This is a genomic window from Rheinheimera sp. UJ63 (genome assembly GCF_021568285.1).
Taxonomy (GTDB): Bacteria; Pseudomonadota; Gammaproteobacteria; order Enterobacterales; family Alteromonadaceae; genus Alishewanella; species Alishewanella maricola.
Genome location: NZ_JAKGTQ010000001.1, coordinates 1129078 through 1146545 on the forward strand (window position 1 = coordinate 1129078; position 17468 = coordinate 1146545).

Sequence of the window (17468 nt, forward strand, 5' to 3'; positions counted from 1 at the left end):
AATCGACGCAAAAAGCGCTAAAACTTACCAATAGTAACTGAAAGCTAGCTTAAACTCTGTTGCTCGCTGCTTTTCCAATATCAGCCTTATATCCCAATGCTGACTTTGACCAAACCGCTGTTGCAATTTATACCAATAAAAATTGCTGGCTTCACCAGTCAAATAAGCTCGATAGCCAAACTCTGCTTGAATGCGCCAGCGAGCATCTAAGTTAAAAACGGTTCCTAAACGTGTGTCCGTTGATAACAGCCCAACATCGTGACGATTTTCATGCAGTCGGCCATCTTGCATCGCATACACAACCCCTTGCTGTAATTGCATCGCCTTACCCAAGCCGCCAATTAACTGTAGTGTTTGACAGCGTTGACAGGCCAAATCTTGTGGCGCATAACCCGCATTGAGCTTCCAAGCGAAACCGCCATCTTGCGGCAAACCCGTTTGCGATAAATTCATATTCTCGATATTGAGCAAATCAAAGCGATAAAGTTGCAAGCGATCGGCCTCTTGTCGAACATGAACATCCACCATCGACAATGCTGAATAATTTGCATTATCTCGATTAGCCGTCAGCAAATCGTAGTAGGTTGCGCGAAAACGCAACTCGAGCCCATTTGATTGCTCTTTATGGATGGCTGATATTTGCAACAATGACGGCAAGGTTGCCAGATGAGGTGGCGACTCGGCTAACACTACGGGTGATGCTTTACCGGCAGGCAGCTTTAAACGTACCTGCAATAAGCGGTTTTTATAGGTAGTTAAAGGCTGCGGGTCATCGGCTGCCACTTTCCGAAACTCGATATAATCAAATAAAATCTCTAACGTCTGGGTCTGCTCAGCCGCATTAAGTTGCGCGTAAAGGCTATTCTCAATCTGATATTCGTTCTCAATTAATTCAGCCACCGCAGCTTGCACTGGCTCAGCTACCTGTTCAAAACGTTTAACCAGACGCTTTTGCCGTGACGGATGTTGTATCACCTTTGCCACTAGCGGTTGCCCATGATGCTCTAACTCTGCCACCCGATGAAACACACTGATAGGCATGGCATAAGGCTGCGTTTTGTTGATCAAAGGCTGCTGTATAACCAATTCCAGTAGTTCTGCCATCCGAAAGGCACAATTTTCTTTTAGAAAATAATAGACATAGTCGCGCCCAATCAGCTCCCAAGCGTGATACAGCAACTGCGAAACTTCAGATGGGTTTAAGGCTAACTGATATTCCCAAAGATCCCGTAACTCTGTTTCACCATAAGCTTGGGTATTTCGGTAAAAATCACCATAAGAAAACACCGCATTATAACCGCCAAATAAGCCATTCAAGATATACACAAGCGGGTTTTCAGCTGCGGGGACGGCTGCACCAAAATTAATATTCTGTTGCTGTAACAAGGCGCGTCGCTCACTCGCACTGCCAAACTTCAGTAAAATATGGCCATAAAATGAGGCGGGGTTTCCTAGGTAACCACTGGCAAAAATCATGCTCACGTGATCAACTTGCTGTTGATCACTCCATGTCTCAAATAATGTGCATGTTAATTCAGGCAACGCTTGCTTTAATTCCGGCAATTGTTGCTGCAGCCAGTGCGAACGCGCAATAAAGCGGCACTGAGCATGTTCGTTCACATCATCAGTAACGGGTGCGAGTAGAGCCTTTAAGGTGGCATTGAGCTCTGCACTGGCGTCTTGCGTGTTGGATAAAAAAAAGTGGGGATCGATAATCTCGCTATCTGTTTCTGCATCACGTTTATGCAAAAGCGCTAACCAATAGCGATCAGCAGCTAAATTCTTTGCTGCTGCCTGTTCTATAAAGCGCGGAGCGCTGGCTGACCATGTGGAAAAAGCCAGCAAACTGCCCAGCATGGCAATAATCAACTTCATCAGGGACTCAAAAATAAAAAACCCGCATTACAGCGGGTTTAATCAAGATCTCACCGTTAGATAACTTGGCACTGTGCTGCGAATTTACTATTCACCGCGTTATCTAATTGTAGGTAGTATGCTTCTGCTTTAGCAGCTGAAGTGGCATGACTCAGATCTAAATCTGCACGAACATCTTCAATAACCGCCTGATGAACACTTGCTTCACAGCCCATCAGATTTAACATTGCCGTTAAATGTTCGCCTTCACCAATAACAGTTTCTTCTTCAATGTTAGTGATGGTGCTGTTGATAAACTCCGCGGCAGCAACTTTAATACCTTCACATGAGCCTTGCGAGCTAATGTTAGATGACACAGCCGTGGTACCTAAGTCCCAAATAATATTTGATAAGGCAGCAGCAGTACCATTATCATCAAAAATCATCGCGCCAATACCGCATTGCTTCCATGGGTTTACTTTTGCTTGCGCATTTACTGTAGGGGCAGTCACCAGTGATAAGGTTAAAACTGAGGCTGCTAAAAGTGCTAATTTCATGATCCATCTCCATTTTGTTGTATTGCGATATTCCCGCGTGAAGAAATTAAATGAAGCGAACACATTTAGTCAACAACAATTTACAAGCCTGTGCGTTTTTTCGTTGTTAGTTAATAATAGTTAGGACAACAATAACTGCAGTTCCATCTCCGTTAACAAACGATACTCTCCCTCTGCCAAATCATCCGGTAAAGCTAAACCACCAATTTGCTCGCGATGTAACTGCTCAACTTTATTGCCAAGCGCAGCGAACATGCGTTTTACTTGATGATAACGCCCCTCATGAATGGTCAGCAGGGCTTCGCATTCAGCAACAATCACCAGCTCTGCGGGTTTAGTGGCGTCTTTTTCGTTGCGCAGCATGATACCTGCGGCAAATTGCGCGATGGCCTCTGTAGGGATTGGATCGGCAGTCCAGACACGGTATGTTTTCGGTACATGATGCTTTGGCGCCGTTAATCGATGTGACCACTGCCCGTCATCGGTTAACAGTAAGAGCCCGGTAGTATCCAGATCCAGCCGCCCCACACTGTGCAGGCGCTCAACAAGTGGCTCGTCGAGTAAGGTAAACACGGTCGGATGTTCTGGATCGTCATTAGCACAAATGTAACCCGCCGGCTTATGTAGCAGGAAGTAACGCAAACCAATCAGTTGCAGCGGTTGATCATCCAAGGTTACGCTGTCAGCCGCTAACACTTGGCGCGCGGCTTGTTTCACCACTTCGCCATTGACCGTCACAAGGCCTTGACGAATATTTTTACCGGCTTGCGAGCGCGTCAAACCAGTACAATCACATATAAATTTATCTAAACGCATAAGTCACCTTTATTAGCTGCGCTTAGTGTAACCAAATTTTTGCGGTTAGTCGTTAAGTGCTGACACCATAAAGTGCGGATTCAGAAGGTTTTCACGATGATAAACCTGCGCATCAATGCCGCTAAAACTCACTTTTGCCCCGGCCTCTAGTGCAATAATATGGCCTGCGCCGGTATCCCATTGCATGGTTGGGCCAAAACGAGGATAGACATCGGCACTGCCCTCAGCCACTAAGCAGAACTTGAGTGAGCTGCCCACCGCGACCATTTCATGCTGCGGAAACTGTGCGAGATAACCGGCTAAATCGGGGCTCGGATGACTGCGACTGCCGACCACACGAATAACTTCACCCGGTTTACTCACCTGAATAGGCAGGCTACCACTGGCGTTTTTTACAAAACTGCCGATGCCTTTTGCCGCAGAGTACGTTCTTTCCAGCACAGGCGCATGGATCACGCCAAGCACCGGCTCACCCTGTTCAATCAGCGCAATGTTTACGGTAAATTCTCCATTACGTTTGATGAACTCTTTAGTGCCATCCAAGGGGTCGACCAGCCAATAACGCGGCCACTGCTGGCGAATCTCCCAGCTAATATCGGCGGCTTCTTCAGACAAAATGGGAATATCAGGGGTGAGTGCGGTTAACGCTTGGACAATCAACTGATGCGCTGCCAAATCGGCAGCGGTTAGAGGTGAAGTATCGGCTTTATCGGTGATATTAAAATCACTGCTGTCTTTTTGATATACCGTTAAAATAGCCGCACCGGCTTGTTCGGCGATCTGAATAATGTTTTGTAAAAGTTGCATGGTGAATTCCAGATTAAATTAGGCTGTCATGCCATGAATAAGCTCATTTAGCCGATGAGGCCACGCCAACTCACGTTAAATAATATGCCGGCGTTGTAAAAGCGCCAGCAATTGCTCAACACTTTGCTCAATAGTAAGCTCAGCGGTATTAAGCACTAAATCAGCGGCGATAGGCGGCTCATACGGATCAGAGATGCCCGTAAAGTGGCTAATTTCTCCGGCACGGGCTTTTTTATATAAGCCTTTGACATCGCGCTGCTCACAAACAGCCAAAGGCGTGGCGATATGCACTTCAATAAATTTACCTGCGGGCACTAAGCTTTTCACTAATTCACGTTGACTGCGATAAGGCGAGATAAAAGCACTTAATACCAATAAACCAGCATCGACCATTAAGCCCGCCACCGCACCGACGCGGCGTAAATTCTCGGTACGATCGGCGGCGCTAAAGCCTAAGTCAGCACACAAACCATGCCGTACATTATCACCATCAAGCAAATAAGTATGGGTACCTCGCGCCAGCAACGCTTGCTCTAAGGCATTGGCCACCGTCGATTTACCTGAACCACTGAACCCCGTAAACCAGACTACCGCACTTTGATGACCATTAAGTTCAGCTCGGGTTGTGGCATCCACTTGATAGTCTTGCCATTTAATATGCGCATTATTCGCCATTATTCACTCTCTGTTAGTACGCTTAGGCAGAGTATACCCTGCGCTGGCGGTTACTGCAGTTGGGTTAGCGGCTGTGCAAACACTGCGGCACTGGGCCGCTGCCCAAACCAATGTAACTGCGATTGTAACGCAACCACTTCACCTATAATTACTAACGCCGGCGATACCACCTGATGTTGTTGCACCAAGCTGCCCAGTTCAGCCAGAGTACCGGTGATCACACGCTGCTCGCGCCGAGTACCGTTTTCAACAATGGCTAAGGGGGTGTTGGCATGGCGCCCTGCCGCGATTAACTGGGCTTGAATATCTGCCGCTTTTAAAATACCCATATAAATCACTAAGGTTTGCTGCGAGCGACTCATGCTATGCCAGTCGGGCTGATCACCATCTTTACGGCAATGGCCAGTAACAAACTGTACGCTTTGTGCATGCTCACGATGGGTTAATGGGATCCCCGCATAAGCGGCACAGCCTGCGGCAGCCGTCACGCCCGGTACCACTTGAAACGGAATAAGGTGTGGCAATAACGCCTCAATTTCTTCGCCGCCACGACCAAAAATAAAGGGGTCGCCGCCTTTTAACCGACACACTTTTTTACCCGCTAAGGCTAGTTCGATCAGTAAGGCATTGGTTTCTTGCTGCGCGACCGAATGCGCCCCCGCTTTTTTACCCACACACAGCCGTTCGGCGTCACGCCGTACCAGTTCTAAAATTTCTGGCGAAACCAGATAGTCATACACAACAACATCGGCTTGTTGCATTAATTGTAGCGCTTTTAAAGTTAATAACTCTGGATCGCCTGGGCCGGCGCCGACAATCCACACTTCACCTTGCCGCGCAGGCACCTGAGCTTGCAGCATCGCATCTAAACGCTGCTCCGCTTGCGCGGGTAAGTTTTGCTCAAGATCGCGCACCACATCAGAATCAAACACTTTTTCCCAAAACTGCCGACGCGCAGCAAAACCTTGAAATTTAGCTTTAACTTTATCGCGAAACCGCCCCACTAACTGTGCTAGAGGCCCTAAATGCTGAGGTAATAAGGTTTCGAGTTTTTCACGTAAACGGCGCGCTAACACCGGCGCAGTACCAAAACTGGAGATCGCAATAATGATTGGGCTACGATCTATAATAGAAGGGAAAATAAAACTGCATTTAGGCTGATCATCTACCGTGTTGGCCAGCATATTGCGGGCGGTGGCGGCGGCAAAGACAGCAGCATTGACGCTTTCGTTATCCGTGGCGGCGATGACTAATAATTTACCGTCCAGTAGCTCTGGAGAAAAATAGCCGGTAATCAGCTCTGCCTTACCTTGCTGCTGCCACTCGATAAATTCTGCGGCAAACTCGGGAGAAATCACCGTCAGCTTGGCACCCGCAGTAAGCAGCGTGCCAGCTTTGCGTAAGGCAACCGAGCCGCCACCGACAATCAGTACCGGTTTATCGGTAAGTTTTACAAACAAAGGCAGATACTGCACAAAGGCTCCTACAGTTAGCGGATACAGGCCATCTTGATTATGAATCATAGCGCTCAGCCTAACTGAACGGAAATAGATATTCGCGCTCTGTTATAACCAAAAGGCATTAAAACGATAGCGGCTTATTAAAATTGCCATACAAAACGGCTGAGCTAAAATCAGCTTACGGCGAAGGTGCAACGCGTGGGGGTGTTGTCGTTTTTAACAACATGAACGCAAAAAAAAGCGGCAACCGAAGTTGCCGCAAGCAGGGATGAGAATAGCAATAACAAAACTCAGTGGAACCAGAACCTACTGGCGAATTAAATAATCAAAGGCGCCTAAAGCAGCTGTTGCGCCAGCCCCTAAAGCAATAATGATTTGCTTAAACGGCGCTGTGGTGGCATCACCGGCGGCAAACACACCTGGGATAGAAGTTTGACCGCGCTCATCGATAATAATTTCACCGCGTGGTGATAATTCCACTGCACCACGTAACCATTCCGTGTTCGGCACTAAACCGATTTGCACGAAAATACCGGCTAACTCAATATGTTTCGCTTCGCCACTTGGACGATCGATGTAACTTAAGCCATTGACTCGGTTACCATCACCGGTCACTTCGGTAGTCTGCGCTTCGGTGATAATGGTGATATTGCCCATTGAGTTGGCTTTTTTCACTAACACCGCATCAGCGCGAAGCTCCGCAGCAAATTCCAGTACAGTCACATGTTCAACAATACCGGCTAAGTCGATGGCCGCTTCAATACCCGAGTTACCACCACCAATCACGGCAACCTTTTTACCCTTAAATAGCGGGCCGTCGCAGTGTGGGCAGTACGCTACGCCTTTACCACGATATTCTTGCTCGCCAGGCACATTCATTTCTCTCCAGCGGGCACCGGGGCTGAGGATAATCGTCTTACTTTTCAGTACCGCGCCGTTCGCCAGTTCTAGCTCAACTTTATCGGTTTTGCGTAACTTCACCGCGCGTTGGTTATTCATAATATCAACGTCATACTCACGTACGTGTGCTTCTAAACCGGCCACCAGTTTTGGGCCCTCGGTATATTTCACCGAGATAAAGTTTTCGATACCCACGGTATCCGCCACCTGACCACCAAAACGCTCTGCGACAATACCGGTATTTAAACCCTTACGGGCAGTATAAATAGACGCTGCGGCACCGGCTGGGCCACCACCGACCACGAGCACGTCAAAGTCTGGTTTATTCTTCAACGCTTCAGCTTGACGCTTTTCAGCATTTACATCGATTTTCTGTAAGATTTTCTCTAGGGTAATCGCCCCTTGTGAAAATAATTCGCCATTTAAAAATACCGACGGTACAGCCATGACATTCTTAGCCGATACTTCGTCTTGGAACATGGCACCATCAATCATCACGTTAGTGATATTCGGGTTAATGGCCGACATAATATTTAAGGCCTGCACCACTTCTGGACAGGTTTGGCAGCTTAAGGAGATAAAAGTCTCAAACTTAAACTCGCCTGGAATATTTTTGATTTGTTCAATCAGATCGGCTTCCACTTTGATAGGGTGGCCGCCCGAGTGTAATAAGGCCAGTACTAATGAGGTAAACTCATGTCCTAGCGGCACACCAGCAAAAGTGATTTGCGTATTTTTCGCAGCAGAGCGAACCAGCATCGACGGTTTGCGGTCAGCTGCGCTGTCATCACGCGACACACTGACTAAATCTGATAATTCAGCAATTTCCGTTGCCAGTTCATTTACCTCAGCTGCCTTGGCGCTATCATCCAAAGATACCACCAGCTCTACCTGAGTTTTCAGGTTCTGCAGATAAGTTTGTAATTGTTGCTTCAGGTTAGTATCTAACATAACTAATAAATCCTTAAAAAATATGGAGATTGCGGCGCAGCAGGGCAAGGGAGGACGAGGCCAGCGAAGCCGCTGGCCTGACACCAAACTTGAGTTTGGCAGTGTGAGGCTAGATTACAGCCTCACGGGGAGTACTGTATCTAGCGTGTCACACTGCAGTTGCCTGCAGTTTGCATCAAATTTAGATCTTACCAACTAGGTCTAAAGAAGGCGCTAAGGTCTTTTCACCTGGCGTCCACTTAGCTGGGCACACTTCACCGTCATGATCTGCTACGTATTGTGCAGCTTGCACTTTACGGAACAATTCAGCAGCGCTACGTCCGATACCTAAGTCGTGGATTTCACATACTTTGATCACGCCTTCTGGGTTGATCACGAAAGTACCACGTAAGGCTAAACCGTCTTCTTCGATCATCACACCGAAGTTGCGTGTGATAGCACCTGTTGGGTCACCGATCATTGGGTATTGAATTTTCTTGATGGTTTCTGACGCGTCATGCCATGCTTTGTGCGTGAAGTGCGTGTCAGTAGATACTGAGTAAACTTCTACGCCCATTTCTTGGAACTTAGCGTAGAAATCAGCCAAGTCGCCTAATTCAGTTGGGCAAACAAATGTGAAGTCAGCTGGGTAGAAGCAAACAACAGACCATTTGCCCAGTAAGTCTTGGTCAGTTACTGGTACGAATTTACCTTGATGAAAGGCAGTCGCTTTGAAAGGTTTGATTTTAGTGTTAATTAATGAAGACATTGTCTTGCTCCTTTGGGTTAATAAAAACAGTTTCTTGTTTCAACGCCAACTAGTCTATCTAACTCGACCAGACTTTTAAAACGAATAAAACAAATCATCCTAATCACTTTAATCGATGAAGATGGTTTGCTTCATCCGTTATATATGTTGCACTGCGGCTATCAGGTCAAAAATAATGGCAACCTCAATAGTGCTAAGGTAATTAGGGCGGCTGAACGGAATTTCAATAGCCTATTTTTATCGATACTTGGCGCACCGTCACAAAGCGGCAGGGTTTGCACTGCTGAGTGATATTGGTACTTAATTAACGAGAGCTTGGCGAAGGTATCACCAAGAACTGTTTTTCGAGGGCGCCATATTCACCATTCGCCTTAAGCTGATCAAGCGCTGCTTGCAAACGCTCAACCGTGGCGATGGGCATTTGTGGGTGTAAGGCGAGATAATTATTACCAATAGTAGATAAATCGATTATCGCAGTTACCGCTGATAGGGTTTGTTGATGTTGCTCTAACCAGACCGGTAAAATCAAATCAGAAGCGATCAGTAAGTCGACTTTGCCATGTAAAAATGGCAATACCGCATCAGCTTTACTGTTAAATTGAATTAAATTGACGCCAACTTCAAAACCTTGGTTTTGCAAATATATTTCGTAAACATCGCCACGGGCAACCGCAACAACATATTTTTTGGCTTCCTCAAGATCCTGCGGTGGTGCATCCCGGCGTGAAGCAAGCCAATACATATTGGCGGAGGCATGCACTATAGGCCCAACCCACTGAAATTGTTTTTCACGCAAGGCGTTACGAGCGGTGGAAAATAAGCCGCTATTCGGCGTGCGCTGTGCTGTTTCCAGTGCCCGCAGCCACGGCATCAATTGAAAGTCACACTTTAGTAACGCCACTTCACAAGTGCGCCGCACAATTTCCGCATTTAAGCCAGTAACATGCTGATCTTGTTCATAGCTATAAGGTGGGAAATGCTCGGTATACATCACCAGCGGCTCCGCCTGACTTTGCTGAAACAGCAAGCCTAAACACAAGATGACAAACCATTTCATGGCAATACGATTATGTTGGTAAAAAGTATATCGTTACTATGGCTGAAATTTCAGCGAAGTGAAAGTGCAACGCTAAAAAACCTAAATACCATCACCATCCATATGCAAACCGCACTCACGACCGAGGCCGTTAAAGCGCGTGTCTTCTTCACGCATACCGGGTTCAAACTTAACGGTGGAATGCGTATCGCCGACAGACAGATAACCTTTTTCCCACAACGGGTGATATGGCAAGTTGTGCGCTTTTAAATAATAAAACACGTCTTTATTTGACCAGTCGATAATCGGTTGTACCTTTACCACGCCACGGCTAATTTCAACAATGGCTTTATCGGCACGCGTACTGCTTTGACTGCGGCGTAAGCCGGTAAACCAACAGCCTACTTCGAGTTGTTGCAGCGCACGCTGCATCGGTTCCACCTTATTTAACTGATTGTAGTGTTTTAACCCCTCCGCTGTTTGCCATAACTGACCGAAGCGGGCTTCTTGCCAAGCGGGGCTTAATGTGGCGCGATACACTTTTAAGTTAAGTTGTAGCCTCTCTGTCAGCTCATCAATAAACTGGTAGGTTTCAGGAAATAAATAACCGGTATCGGTTAACACTACCGGAATATCAGGCTGCTGGCTGCTGACTAAATGCAGCATCACCGCCGCCTGGATCCCAAAACTGGAACTAAGCATCGGATTGAGCGGTAGATTAGCTAACGCCCACTGCACCCGCTGTGCGGCACTCATGGGAGCGAGCAGCGCGTTAATCTGTTGCAACCACGCTTGCTGAGTCGCGGCTGATTGCCGCAAAATGGCGTGATAGTCTTGGGCGATAGCATTCATTATTGTTACCTTTTACGCGTGAAAATCCGTTTTTGATACTTTGACTGCTGCGACCACACCAACGCGGATCACAAAATCACCAAAGCACTCACCGCTTTGCCGCTCTTGACTCCAGCGGCCAATCAGTTGATCCAGCGTATCGAGGATCTCGGCTTCGGCGACGTTATCCAATAACAGTTTTGGAATACGCGTACCAATGCGGTTTCCCCCCAGATACAAGTTGTATTTACCTGGCGCGCGGCCTACCAGCCCCACTTCGGCCAGCATGGCCCGACCACAGCCATTCGGGCAGCCGGTTACCCGCAAGACAATATGATCGTCGCTGATTTGATGCTTAGTGAGTAAGCCCTCGACCTTGGTCACTAATTCAGGTAAGTAGCGCTCGGCCTCTGCCATGGCTAACGGGCAGGTTGGAAAAGACACACACGCCATGGAGTTTTTGCGTTGCTCACTGTGGCTATCGTCAATTAAACCGTGCTCACGGGCTAACTGCTCAATTTGCGCTTTTTGACTGGCCGGCACCCCTGCAACAATTAAATTTTGATTGGCGGTCATCCGAAAATCGCCCTGATGGATCTGGGCAATTTTGGCTAAACCGGTTTTTAACGGTTTGTTCGGAAAATCTAAGATACGGCCGTTTTCAATAAACAGCGTTAAGTGATGTTGACCATCTATGCCTTCTACCCAGCCGAAACGATCACCGCGTGTGGTAAACTGATAAGGCTTCAGCGGCGCAAAACGGACACCTACGCGCTGTTCTACTTCAGCGCGGAAGTTATCTAAGCCGATGCGGTCAATGGTGTACTTGGTTTTGGCCGTTTTGCGGTTCACCCGATCACCATAATCACGCTGCACCGTAACCACATGCTCGGCCACTTTTAATACGTGCTCAAGGCCTATAAAACCCAGCTCTTCGGCTTGGCGTGGATAGGTTGCCGTGTCACCAAAGGTCATGGCTAAACCACCGCCAACCAGCACGTTAAAACCAATTAATTTGCCCTGCTCGGCAATCGCCACAAAGTTAAGATCATTGGCGTGTAAATCCACGTCGTTATGCGGTGGGATCACCACGGTGGTTTTAAATTTACGCGGTAAATAGTGTTCACCTAACACCGGCTCGGTTTCAGTGGTTTCCACTTTTTCTTCGTCTAACCAAATTTCGGCATAGGCGCGAGTTTTCGGCAGTAAATGCTCACTGATCTGCACCGCCCATTGATAGGCCTGTTGATGTAGCTCACTTTCTACCGGATTAGAGGTACACAGCACGTTACGGTTAACATCGCCCGCAGTGGCAATGGAATCGATACCGATACTGCTTAAAAACTGGTGCATCGGTTTCACGTGTGGCTTTAATACACCATGAAATTGAAAGGTTTGGCGTGTGGTTAAACGAATACTGCCGTACAGCGTTTTATCCGTTGCAAATTTGTCGATGGCAAGCCACTGCGTTGGCGTAATAATGCCACCTGGCATGCGCGCACGCAGCATCACATTGTGCAGCGGTTCTAATTTTTGTGCCGCGCGTTCAGCGCGGATATCGCGGTCATCTTGCTGATACATGCCATGAAAACGGATCAGCATGAAGTTATCGCCGGTAAAACCGCCGGTGATTTCATCTTTTAAGTCCGTGGTAATGGTGCCGCGTAAATGCTCACTTTCGGCTTTTAAGCGTTCGTTGTCAGACAGCTTACCTTGGGCGACAAATTCTGGCTTGATTGGATATTGGCTCATTAATACACATCCTTCTGATAACGCTTAGCAACCCGTAATTGGTCTAAATAGTGTTGGGCCGCTTTTTCATCTTTGCCGCCCTGTTGCTGAATGATGCTCAGCAAAGCTTGGTGTACGTCTTTCGCCATGCGATTACCATCACCACAAATATACAGATGCGCCCCTTGCTCTAACCATTGCCACACTGTCGCAGCTTGCTGCATTAACTTATGTTGTACATAAATTTTTTCAGCCGTATCGCGGCTAAAGGCCACGTCTAACTTGTTCAGCAAACCTTGTTTCAAATAGTTTTGTAGCTCAACCTGATAGAGAAAATCTTGGGTAAAATGCGGATTACCGAAGAACAACCAGTTTTTACCACTGGCGCCACGAGCATCACGTTCTTGTAAAAAGGCACGGAACGGCGCAATACCGGTACCGGGGCCAATCATGATGATCGGGGTGTCGTCATTTTCGGGTAAACGGAAATTGTTATTATGCTCAACGAACACCTTAATCTGCTCACCTTCCGCTAGACGCTCAGCCAAAAAGCCTGATGCGCCACCGAGATGCGGCAGATTAAAGGCGTTATAACGCACCACTCCCACCGTAAGATGTACTTCGTCTTCCACTTCAGCTTGAGACGAGGCAATTGAATACAAACGTGGCTGCTGCTTACGTAACGCATCCACCAATTGCTGGGCATTTAATAAACCTGGGTAATCACGCACGATGTCGATAATTTGCCGATCGGCTAAATACTGTCGCAACGCCACTTTGTCAGCCGCCAAGGTTTGTAATTCGGCATGGCCGATAGCCGTGGCATAACGGCTAACAAACCCCGGATACGATTGCGTTAGCTCTAGGTGTTCAATCAAGGCCTCGGCTATCGGTAGCTGCAGCTCGGCTAACTGCACCGGCGTATTACTGGCAATGCCGGTGAGCAATAACAACTCGCGCACTAACAACGGATCGTTACGGAAATAGACCCCTAAGGCATCACCGGGTTGATAAGTTAAACCTGAACCGGCTAAAGAAATTTCGATATGCCGCACATCTTTAGTCGAGTCTCGACCCGTGATTTTTTGGTTGGTATACAACTCCGCACTAAAGGGTTGCTGCTTGTTATAGCTACTGACTGCCGCTGGCGCAGCTACACTCGTCAAATCCACCGCTAGCGCACTGCTTACCTGAGCCAATTCGGGCTCCAGTGCTTTTATCAGCTGCTGTTGCCATTGCGCGGCTTGCTCAGCGTAGTCGACATCTAAATCAGCACGGGCAATCAGCGCTTTTGCGCCTAATGCCGCGAAACGCTCATCAAAGTCTTGCGCCGTTTTACAGAAGAATTCATAGCTGGTATCACCTAAGCCTAATACGGCATAGCGCAATTCAGGCAGCGCAGGCGCTTTTTTGCTAAAGAGAAAATTATAAAAGCTGATGGCATTTTCGGGCGGTTCGCCCTCACCATAAGTTGAGGTGACCACCACCAACAAGCGTTCATTTTTCAAGCTGGTATTTTTATACTCGGCCAAGTCTTGTACTTTTACCGCGAACCCCTTGGCCGTTGCTGCGGCTGCAATATCCTCCGCAACATGTTTGGCATTACCCGTTTGTGAGCCAAACAATACCGTTAAGCTTGGCGCGGCAGCACTGGTGGCGGCGCTGGGTGCGGCTAACGTCTGCCCCGCTAACTGGGCACTGGCCGCTAAATAACCACTCACCCACGCTTGTTGGATCGGATTCAATTTCACCAGCAAAGCTTGCAACTCAATAATTTGCTGCTCAGACAACGGGCTAGCTTGGGCAACAAGAGACGATAAAAGCATAAAATATCCTGCAAAAAATCTAGATGATTATTTTAGCCAGCTAAAGTCACTCAGGTAAAAGAATGGATCTCTCTTCTTTATGCCAATTAGTAATTAAAAACCACTCATGCTGACCAAAACCCCTTAAAAACAATGTGGTCTAATTCGCCAAAAAATAGTATTTCATGCCAACACTAAGCAGTCACAACTGCCACATTAAAAATTAAAGCTATTAAATTCAATAATGTGCAGTTGGCATTGGCTTTGCAAACTACTCAGCGTGATTGAAATACAACCAAGGACTGATCATGAAAACCTTATTACTTATTTGCTGTGTCTTTTTTGTTGGGCAACTCAGTGCAGCAGAAAATTGTCATTTAACGTTAAAGCATGATTTACGCATTACAGCGCAAGATGTCAGCCTGCAAGCTGAAGAGCAGCCGCTGTGGCGTATTTCAAACTCAGGCCAATTGTGGCTTGCCGAGCAATTACACCCTACCGATGCCAGTACTGCGGCGCTATTACAGCAATATCAGCAAAGTGTTCGCCAGCAAGCTTTCAGTACGCTGAATTTAGTTAACAACGCTTTGCAGTTAGCCACCAGCGCCTTAGAGCAAACGTTTGCAGGGTTGACTGGCCAATCAGACATGGAACAAAGCGCACTGCAACCGGCTTTTGCGCATCTTCGCCAAAGCTTAGACTTAGTGGTAAGACAACAAGGCGATACCTTGCTATTGAATGGCAGCAAGCTAGAGCAACTGGACCAAGCCTTTGGGCCAGAGTTTGATGCGGCCATGGAAGATATGGTGCAGCAACTGATGGGCAATATGTTAATGCATGTTGGCAAGAGCATGTTAAGTGGTAGTGGCTCATTTGAAGATCGCATGAATGCTTTTGGCGAGCGTATGGAAACCATGGGTGAGCAACTCGAGCAAAACATGCAAGGCAAAGCCCTAGCGCTAGAAGAGCAAGCCGCAACCTTGTGTGCAGAGCTTGAACAGTTACAGCAATTAGAGCGCCAATTACAGCAACAGTTACCGGCAATGCAGCCCTTTACGCTGGTGACATTGCATAACGAAAAAGCAGAATAACCCCCATCCTAACCGCGAGCTTGGCGTACGCAACTCTGTTGCCGTACGCCCTTTTTGCCATCCCGCACAATAGCCTGCATAATTCAGCTTTAATAAGCAGCAATGCCTGCTGCACTATTTGTTTGGAGTGATTATGAGCATACAACGTATTGATCCTGCTAGTCGTTATTCTGAAGCAGTCATTGTGAATGGTTTAGTGTTTTGTGCTGGCATGGTGCCAGACACCGACAGTAATGATATTACGCTGCAAACCCAAAACGTGTTAAGCCAAGTTGATGCCTTGTTAGCGCGCTGTCAAAGCAGCAAGGATAAACTGGTTGATACCACTATCTATTTAACTGACTTTGCGGATTATGCGGCAATGAATGCGGTATGGGAGCAATGGCTCAGCCCAGGCTGTGCTCCAGCACGGGCAACGGTAGCGGCAAAATTAGCGGATCCGCATTGGAAAATAGAAATTAAAATCACCGCTGCACAATAATCTGAAGTTAACCGCTGAGCAGCAGGCTTGTTGCACTCAGCAAGACTGCGCTGCTGTAATGTATTAAGGAAAGATTGACACATGGCTGTAAAGACGTTGCTACACAAAAAACGACTGTGGTTGCCCGCTATTTTCATCTTGTTCGGCTGGGCATTGTATCAATGGGCTTGGCCCTTTTGGCTTAATCAACTCACAGAACGCGAAGCCGAACGGATCCGTGTTATCACACCAACCTTTGTCGCTGAACCCACTTTAAACCGTTTAAATCCCGATCGTTTACTGGCCGATGTAAGCTGGTTAGCCGCTGCTGAGCGTCAGGGTCGAGCACCGGGCACACCGGGTGGTATTGCTGCCCGTTTATGGATTGCCGAGCAATTTGCCGAAATCGGTTTAACCGCCGCCGGAACCGACGGTTATTTGCACCCTTACAGCGTGGCAGAACATTTTTCTTGGCGTCGTTGGCTGCGTGGTGCGTCTTCCACTATCCCCGGCGTAGATAATGCGGCAAATGTTATCGGTTTATTACCCGGCACCGCAGCTAACCTTAAGCCACTGGTGATCACCGCACATTATGATCACTTAGGGATGCACGGCGACGACATTTACTTTGGCGCCGATGACAATGCCTCGGGTGTGGCCGCCATGCTTGAGCTGGCACGCTATTTAACGGCTCATCCTTTGCGTCATCCGGTATTGTTTATTGCTTTAGACAGTGAAGAAAAAGGTTTACAAGGTGCGGTAGCGCTATTTCGTACCGGCTTGTTACAACCTGCCGATCTGGCCTTTAACATTAATATTGATATGTTAAGCCGTGATACCCACCAATTATTGTATGCCGTTGGCACTTATCATCACCCTTGGCTATTACCGCTAGTTGAACAGTTACAAACTCGCAGCGCAGTGAAATTACTGCCCGCCCATGATCGCCCTTGGTATCTGGCAGGTAACACGGCAGATTGGACCCTTAGCTCTGATCACGGCGTGTTTCATCAGCAACAGGTACCCTTTATGTACTTTGGGGTAGCCGACCATCCCGATTACCACAGCCCGCGCGACACCGCCGACAAAGTAGATTTGGCGTTTTATCATCAAGTCGTTGAAACCGTATTGCATTTTATATTAATACTTGATCAACAATTAGCAGTGCAAATCGAGTAAATACTTGCTAATAATAAAATGTAAATATACAGTTACTATCACGTTTTCGGGCAGCCGCATCAGTACGAAATGGCCGTCAAATAGGAGAAAAAAATGAGTACAGCAATGATTTGGATCATTATTGGTGTGGTACTGATTTTAACAGAGTTATTGGCAACCAGCATTGTCGCGGTATTCCTCGGTTTAGCCGCTATCGTCGTCGGTATTTTATTGCACTTTGGGCTCATTGAATCAGCCAGCATGCAATACAGCGTGTTTGGTCTGGTCAGCCTGCTGTTGCTCTTCACCGCACGAGGCCGCTTTAAAAGCTGGTTTGTCGGCTTTACCGCTGATAGCGAGACGCAACCCAGCTCGCTGAGCCAAGATATCGGCGATCGCGTTACGGTTTTATTGGATTTTCAACAAGGCCAAGGTCGTGTGGTGTTAAATGGCGTGCAATGGGATGCGCATTCTAACGACACATTAAAAGCCGGGGATGTGGCTTGGGTAATTGCCAATAAAGGCATCCACCTCGAAGTCGCGGCCAATAAGCCACAGTCGTCTTAACTTTACAGCACGTATTAATCG

16 protein-coding genes are annotated in these 17468 nt (G+C 47.5%); 4 read left to right on the forward strand and 12 right to left on the reverse strand.

Annotated elements, in window-relative coordinates; all coding sequences use genetic code 11:
* Window positions 1–24 precede the first annotated feature (24 nt).
* The 12 genes from L1N97_RS05220 to L1N97_RS05275 all read right to left on the reverse strand — a co-directional run bounded on the left by L1N97_RS05220 (window position 25) and on the right by L1N97_RS05275 (window position 14192).
* On the reverse strand, window positions 25–1875 hold the full coding sequence (locus L1N97_RS05220; RefSeq protein ID WP_236129038.1) for an Lnb N-terminal periplasmic domain-containing protein: 1851 nt from the start codon (window positions 1873–1875) through the stop codon (window positions 25–27).
* Between the two features lie 56 nt (window positions 1876–1931).
* Entirely contained in the window at window positions 1932–2411 is a 480-nt protein-coding gene (locus L1N97_RS05225; protein ID WP_229584602.1) for a DUF3015 family protein, read from the reverse strand.
* A 120-nt stretch (window positions 2412–2531) separates the two neighbouring features.
* Window positions 2532–3227 carry a 16S rRNA pseudouridine(516) synthase RsuA gene (gene rsuA, locus L1N97_RS05230; RefSeq protein WP_236129039.1) on the reverse strand — a complete coding sequence of 232 codons (696 nt, stop codon included), beginning with the start codon at window positions 3225–3227 and terminating at the stop codon, window positions 2532–2534.
* Between the two features lie 45 nt (window positions 3228–3272).
* The gene (gene cysQ / locus L1N97_RS05235; RefSeq protein ID WP_236129040.1) at window positions 3273–4034 is read right to left on the reverse strand and encodes a 3'(2'),5'-bisphosphate nucleotidase CysQ; all 762 of its coding nucleotides are present in this window, start codon (window positions 4032–4034) and stop codon (window positions 3273–3275) included.
* A 75-nt stretch (window positions 4035–4109) separates the two neighbouring features.
* Window positions 4110–4709, reverse strand: coding sequence for an adenylyl-sulfate kinase (cysC, locus tag L1N97_RS05240; RefSeq protein WP_236129041.1), 600 nt, complete (start codon window positions 4707–4709; stop codon window positions 4110–4112).
* A gap of 50 nt (window positions 4710–4759) precedes the next feature.
* On the reverse strand, window positions 4760–6184 hold the full coding sequence (gene cysG, locus L1N97_RS05245) for a siroheme synthase CysG (RefSeq protein ID WP_329605540.1): 1425 nt from the start codon (window positions 6182–6184) through the stop codon (window positions 4760–4762).
* A 291-nt stretch (window positions 6185–6475) separates the two neighbouring features.
* Window positions 6476–8020, reverse strand: coding sequence for an alkyl hydroperoxide reductase subunit F (gene ahpF / locus L1N97_RS05250; protein WP_236129043.1), 1545 nt, complete (start codon window positions 8018–8020; stop codon window positions 6476–6478).
* A 181-nt stretch (window positions 8021–8201) separates the two neighbouring features.
* On the reverse strand, window positions 8202–8768 hold the full coding sequence (gene ahpC, locus L1N97_RS05255; RefSeq protein ID WP_236129044.1) for an alkyl hydroperoxide reductase subunit C: 567 nt from the start codon (window positions 8766–8768) through the stop codon (window positions 8202–8204).
* Window positions 8769–9072: 304 nt separating this feature from the next.
* Window positions 9073–9825 carry a substrate-binding periplasmic protein gene (locus L1N97_RS05260; protein ID WP_236129045.1) on the reverse strand — a complete coding sequence of 251 codons (753 nt, stop codon included), beginning with the start codon at window positions 9823–9825 and terminating at the stop codon, window positions 9073–9075.
* Window positions 9826–9906: 81 nt separating this feature from the next.
* Window positions 9907–10656 (reverse strand): phosphoadenylyl-sulfate reductase, encoded by a 750-nt coding sequence (locus L1N97_RS05265; RefSeq protein WP_236129046.1) that lies wholly within the window; start codon window positions 10654–10656, stop codon window positions 9907–9909.
* Window positions 10657–10668: 12 nt separating this feature from the next.
* Complete coding sequence (gene cysI, locus L1N97_RS05270; protein ID WP_236129047.1) at window positions 10669–12387, reverse strand: assimilatory sulfite reductase (NADPH) hemoprotein subunit; 1719 nt, start codon at window positions 12385–12387, stop codon at window positions 10669–10671.
* Window positions 12387–14192, reverse strand: coding sequence for an assimilatory sulfite reductase (NADPH) flavoprotein subunit (locus L1N97_RS05275; protein WP_236129048.1), 1806 nt, complete (start codon window positions 14190–14192; stop codon window positions 12387–12389). The genes cysI and L1N97_RS05275 overlap by 1 nt, the downstream gene beginning before the upstream one ends.
* Before the next feature lie 287 nt (window positions 14193–14479).
* Here L1N97_RS05275 and L1N97_RS05280 point away from each other — a divergent pair, with 287 nt between their 5' ends.
* The 4 genes from L1N97_RS05280 (at window position 14480) to L1N97_RS05295 (ending at window position 17447) form a co-directional block, all read left to right on the forward strand.
* The gene (locus L1N97_RS05280; protein ID WP_236129049.1) at window positions 14480–15262 is read left to right on the forward strand and encodes a DUF2884 family protein; all 783 of its coding nucleotides are present in this window, start codon (window positions 14480–14482) and stop codon (window positions 15260–15262) included.
* A 133-nt stretch (window positions 15263–15395) separates the two neighbouring features.
* Complete coding sequence (locus L1N97_RS05285) at window positions 15396–15743, forward strand: RidA family protein (RefSeq protein WP_226750543.1); 348 nt, start codon at window positions 15396–15398, stop codon at window positions 15741–15743.
* 81 nt (window positions 15744–15824) lie between these two features.
* A complete protein-coding gene (locus tag L1N97_RS05290) occupies window positions 15825–16901 on the forward strand; it encodes a M20/M25/M40 family metallo-hydrolase (protein ID WP_236129050.1) in 1077 nt (358 codons plus the stop codon).
* A 93-nt stretch (window positions 16902–16994) separates the two neighbouring features.
* On the forward strand, window positions 16995–17447 hold the full coding sequence (locus L1N97_RS05295) for an NfeD family protein (RefSeq protein WP_229584591.1): 453 nt from the start codon (window positions 16995–16997) through the stop codon (window positions 17445–17447).
* Window positions 17448–17468 lie beyond the last annotated feature (21 nt).

Bases quoted from the DNA above. Each gene is read 5' to 3' on its own strand.
- L1N97_RS05220 (WP_236129038.1), bottom strand. From the start codon at position 1,875: ATGAAGTTGATTATTGCCATGCTGGGCAGTTTGCTGGCTTTTTCCACA.
- L1N97_RS05225 (WP_229584602.1), bottom strand. From the start codon at position 2,411: ATGAAATTAGCACTTTTAGCAGCCTCAGTTTTAACCTTATCACTGGTG.
- rsuA (WP_236129039.1), bottom strand. From the start codon at position 3,227: ATGCGTTTAGATAAATTTATATGTGATTGTACTGGTTTGACGCGCTCG.
- cysQ (WP_236129040.1), bottom strand. From the start codon at position 4,034: ATGCAACTTTTACAAAACATTATTCAGATCGCCGAACAAGCCGGTGCG.
- cysC (WP_236129041.1), bottom strand. From the start codon at position 4,709: ATGGCGAATAATGCGCATATTAAATGGCAAGACTATCAAGTGGATGCC.
- ahpF (WP_236129043.1), bottom strand. From the start codon at position 8,020: ATGTTAGATACTAACCTGAAGCAACAATTACAAACTTATCTGCAGAAC.
- ahpC (WP_236129044.1), bottom strand. From the start codon at position 8,768: ATGTCTTCATTAATTAACACTAAAATCAAACCTTTCAAAGCGACTGCC.
- L1N97_RS05260 (WP_236129045.1), bottom strand. From the start codon at position 9,825: ATGAAATGGTTTGTCATCTTGTGTTTAGGCTTGCTGTTTCAGCAAAGT.
- L1N97_RS05265 (WP_236129046.1), bottom strand. From the start codon at position 10,656: ATGAATGCTATCGCCCAAGACTATCACGCCATTTTGCGGCAATCAGCC.
- cysI (WP_236129047.1), bottom strand. From the start codon at position 12,387: ATGAGCCAATATCCAATCAAGCCAGAATTTGTCGCCCAAGGTAAGCTG.
- L1N97_RS05275 (WP_236129048.1), bottom strand. From the start codon at position 14,192: ATGCTTTTATCGTCTCTTGTTGCCCAAGCTAGCCCGTTGTCTGAGCAG.
- L1N97_RS05280 (WP_236129049.1), top strand. From the start codon at position 14,480: ATGAAAACCTTATTACTTATTTGCTGTGTCTTTTTTGTTGGGCAACTC.
- L1N97_RS05285 (WP_226750543.1), top strand. From the start codon at position 15,396: ATGAGCATACAACGTATTGATCCTGCTAGTCGTTATTCTGAAGCAGTC.
- L1N97_RS05290 (WP_236129050.1), top strand. From the start codon at position 15,825: ATGGCTGTAAAGACGTTGCTACACAAAAAACGACTGTGGTTGCCCGCT.
- L1N97_RS05295 (WP_229584591.1), top strand. From the start codon at position 16,995: ATGAGTACAGCAATGATTTGGATCATTATTGGTGTGGTACTGATTTTA.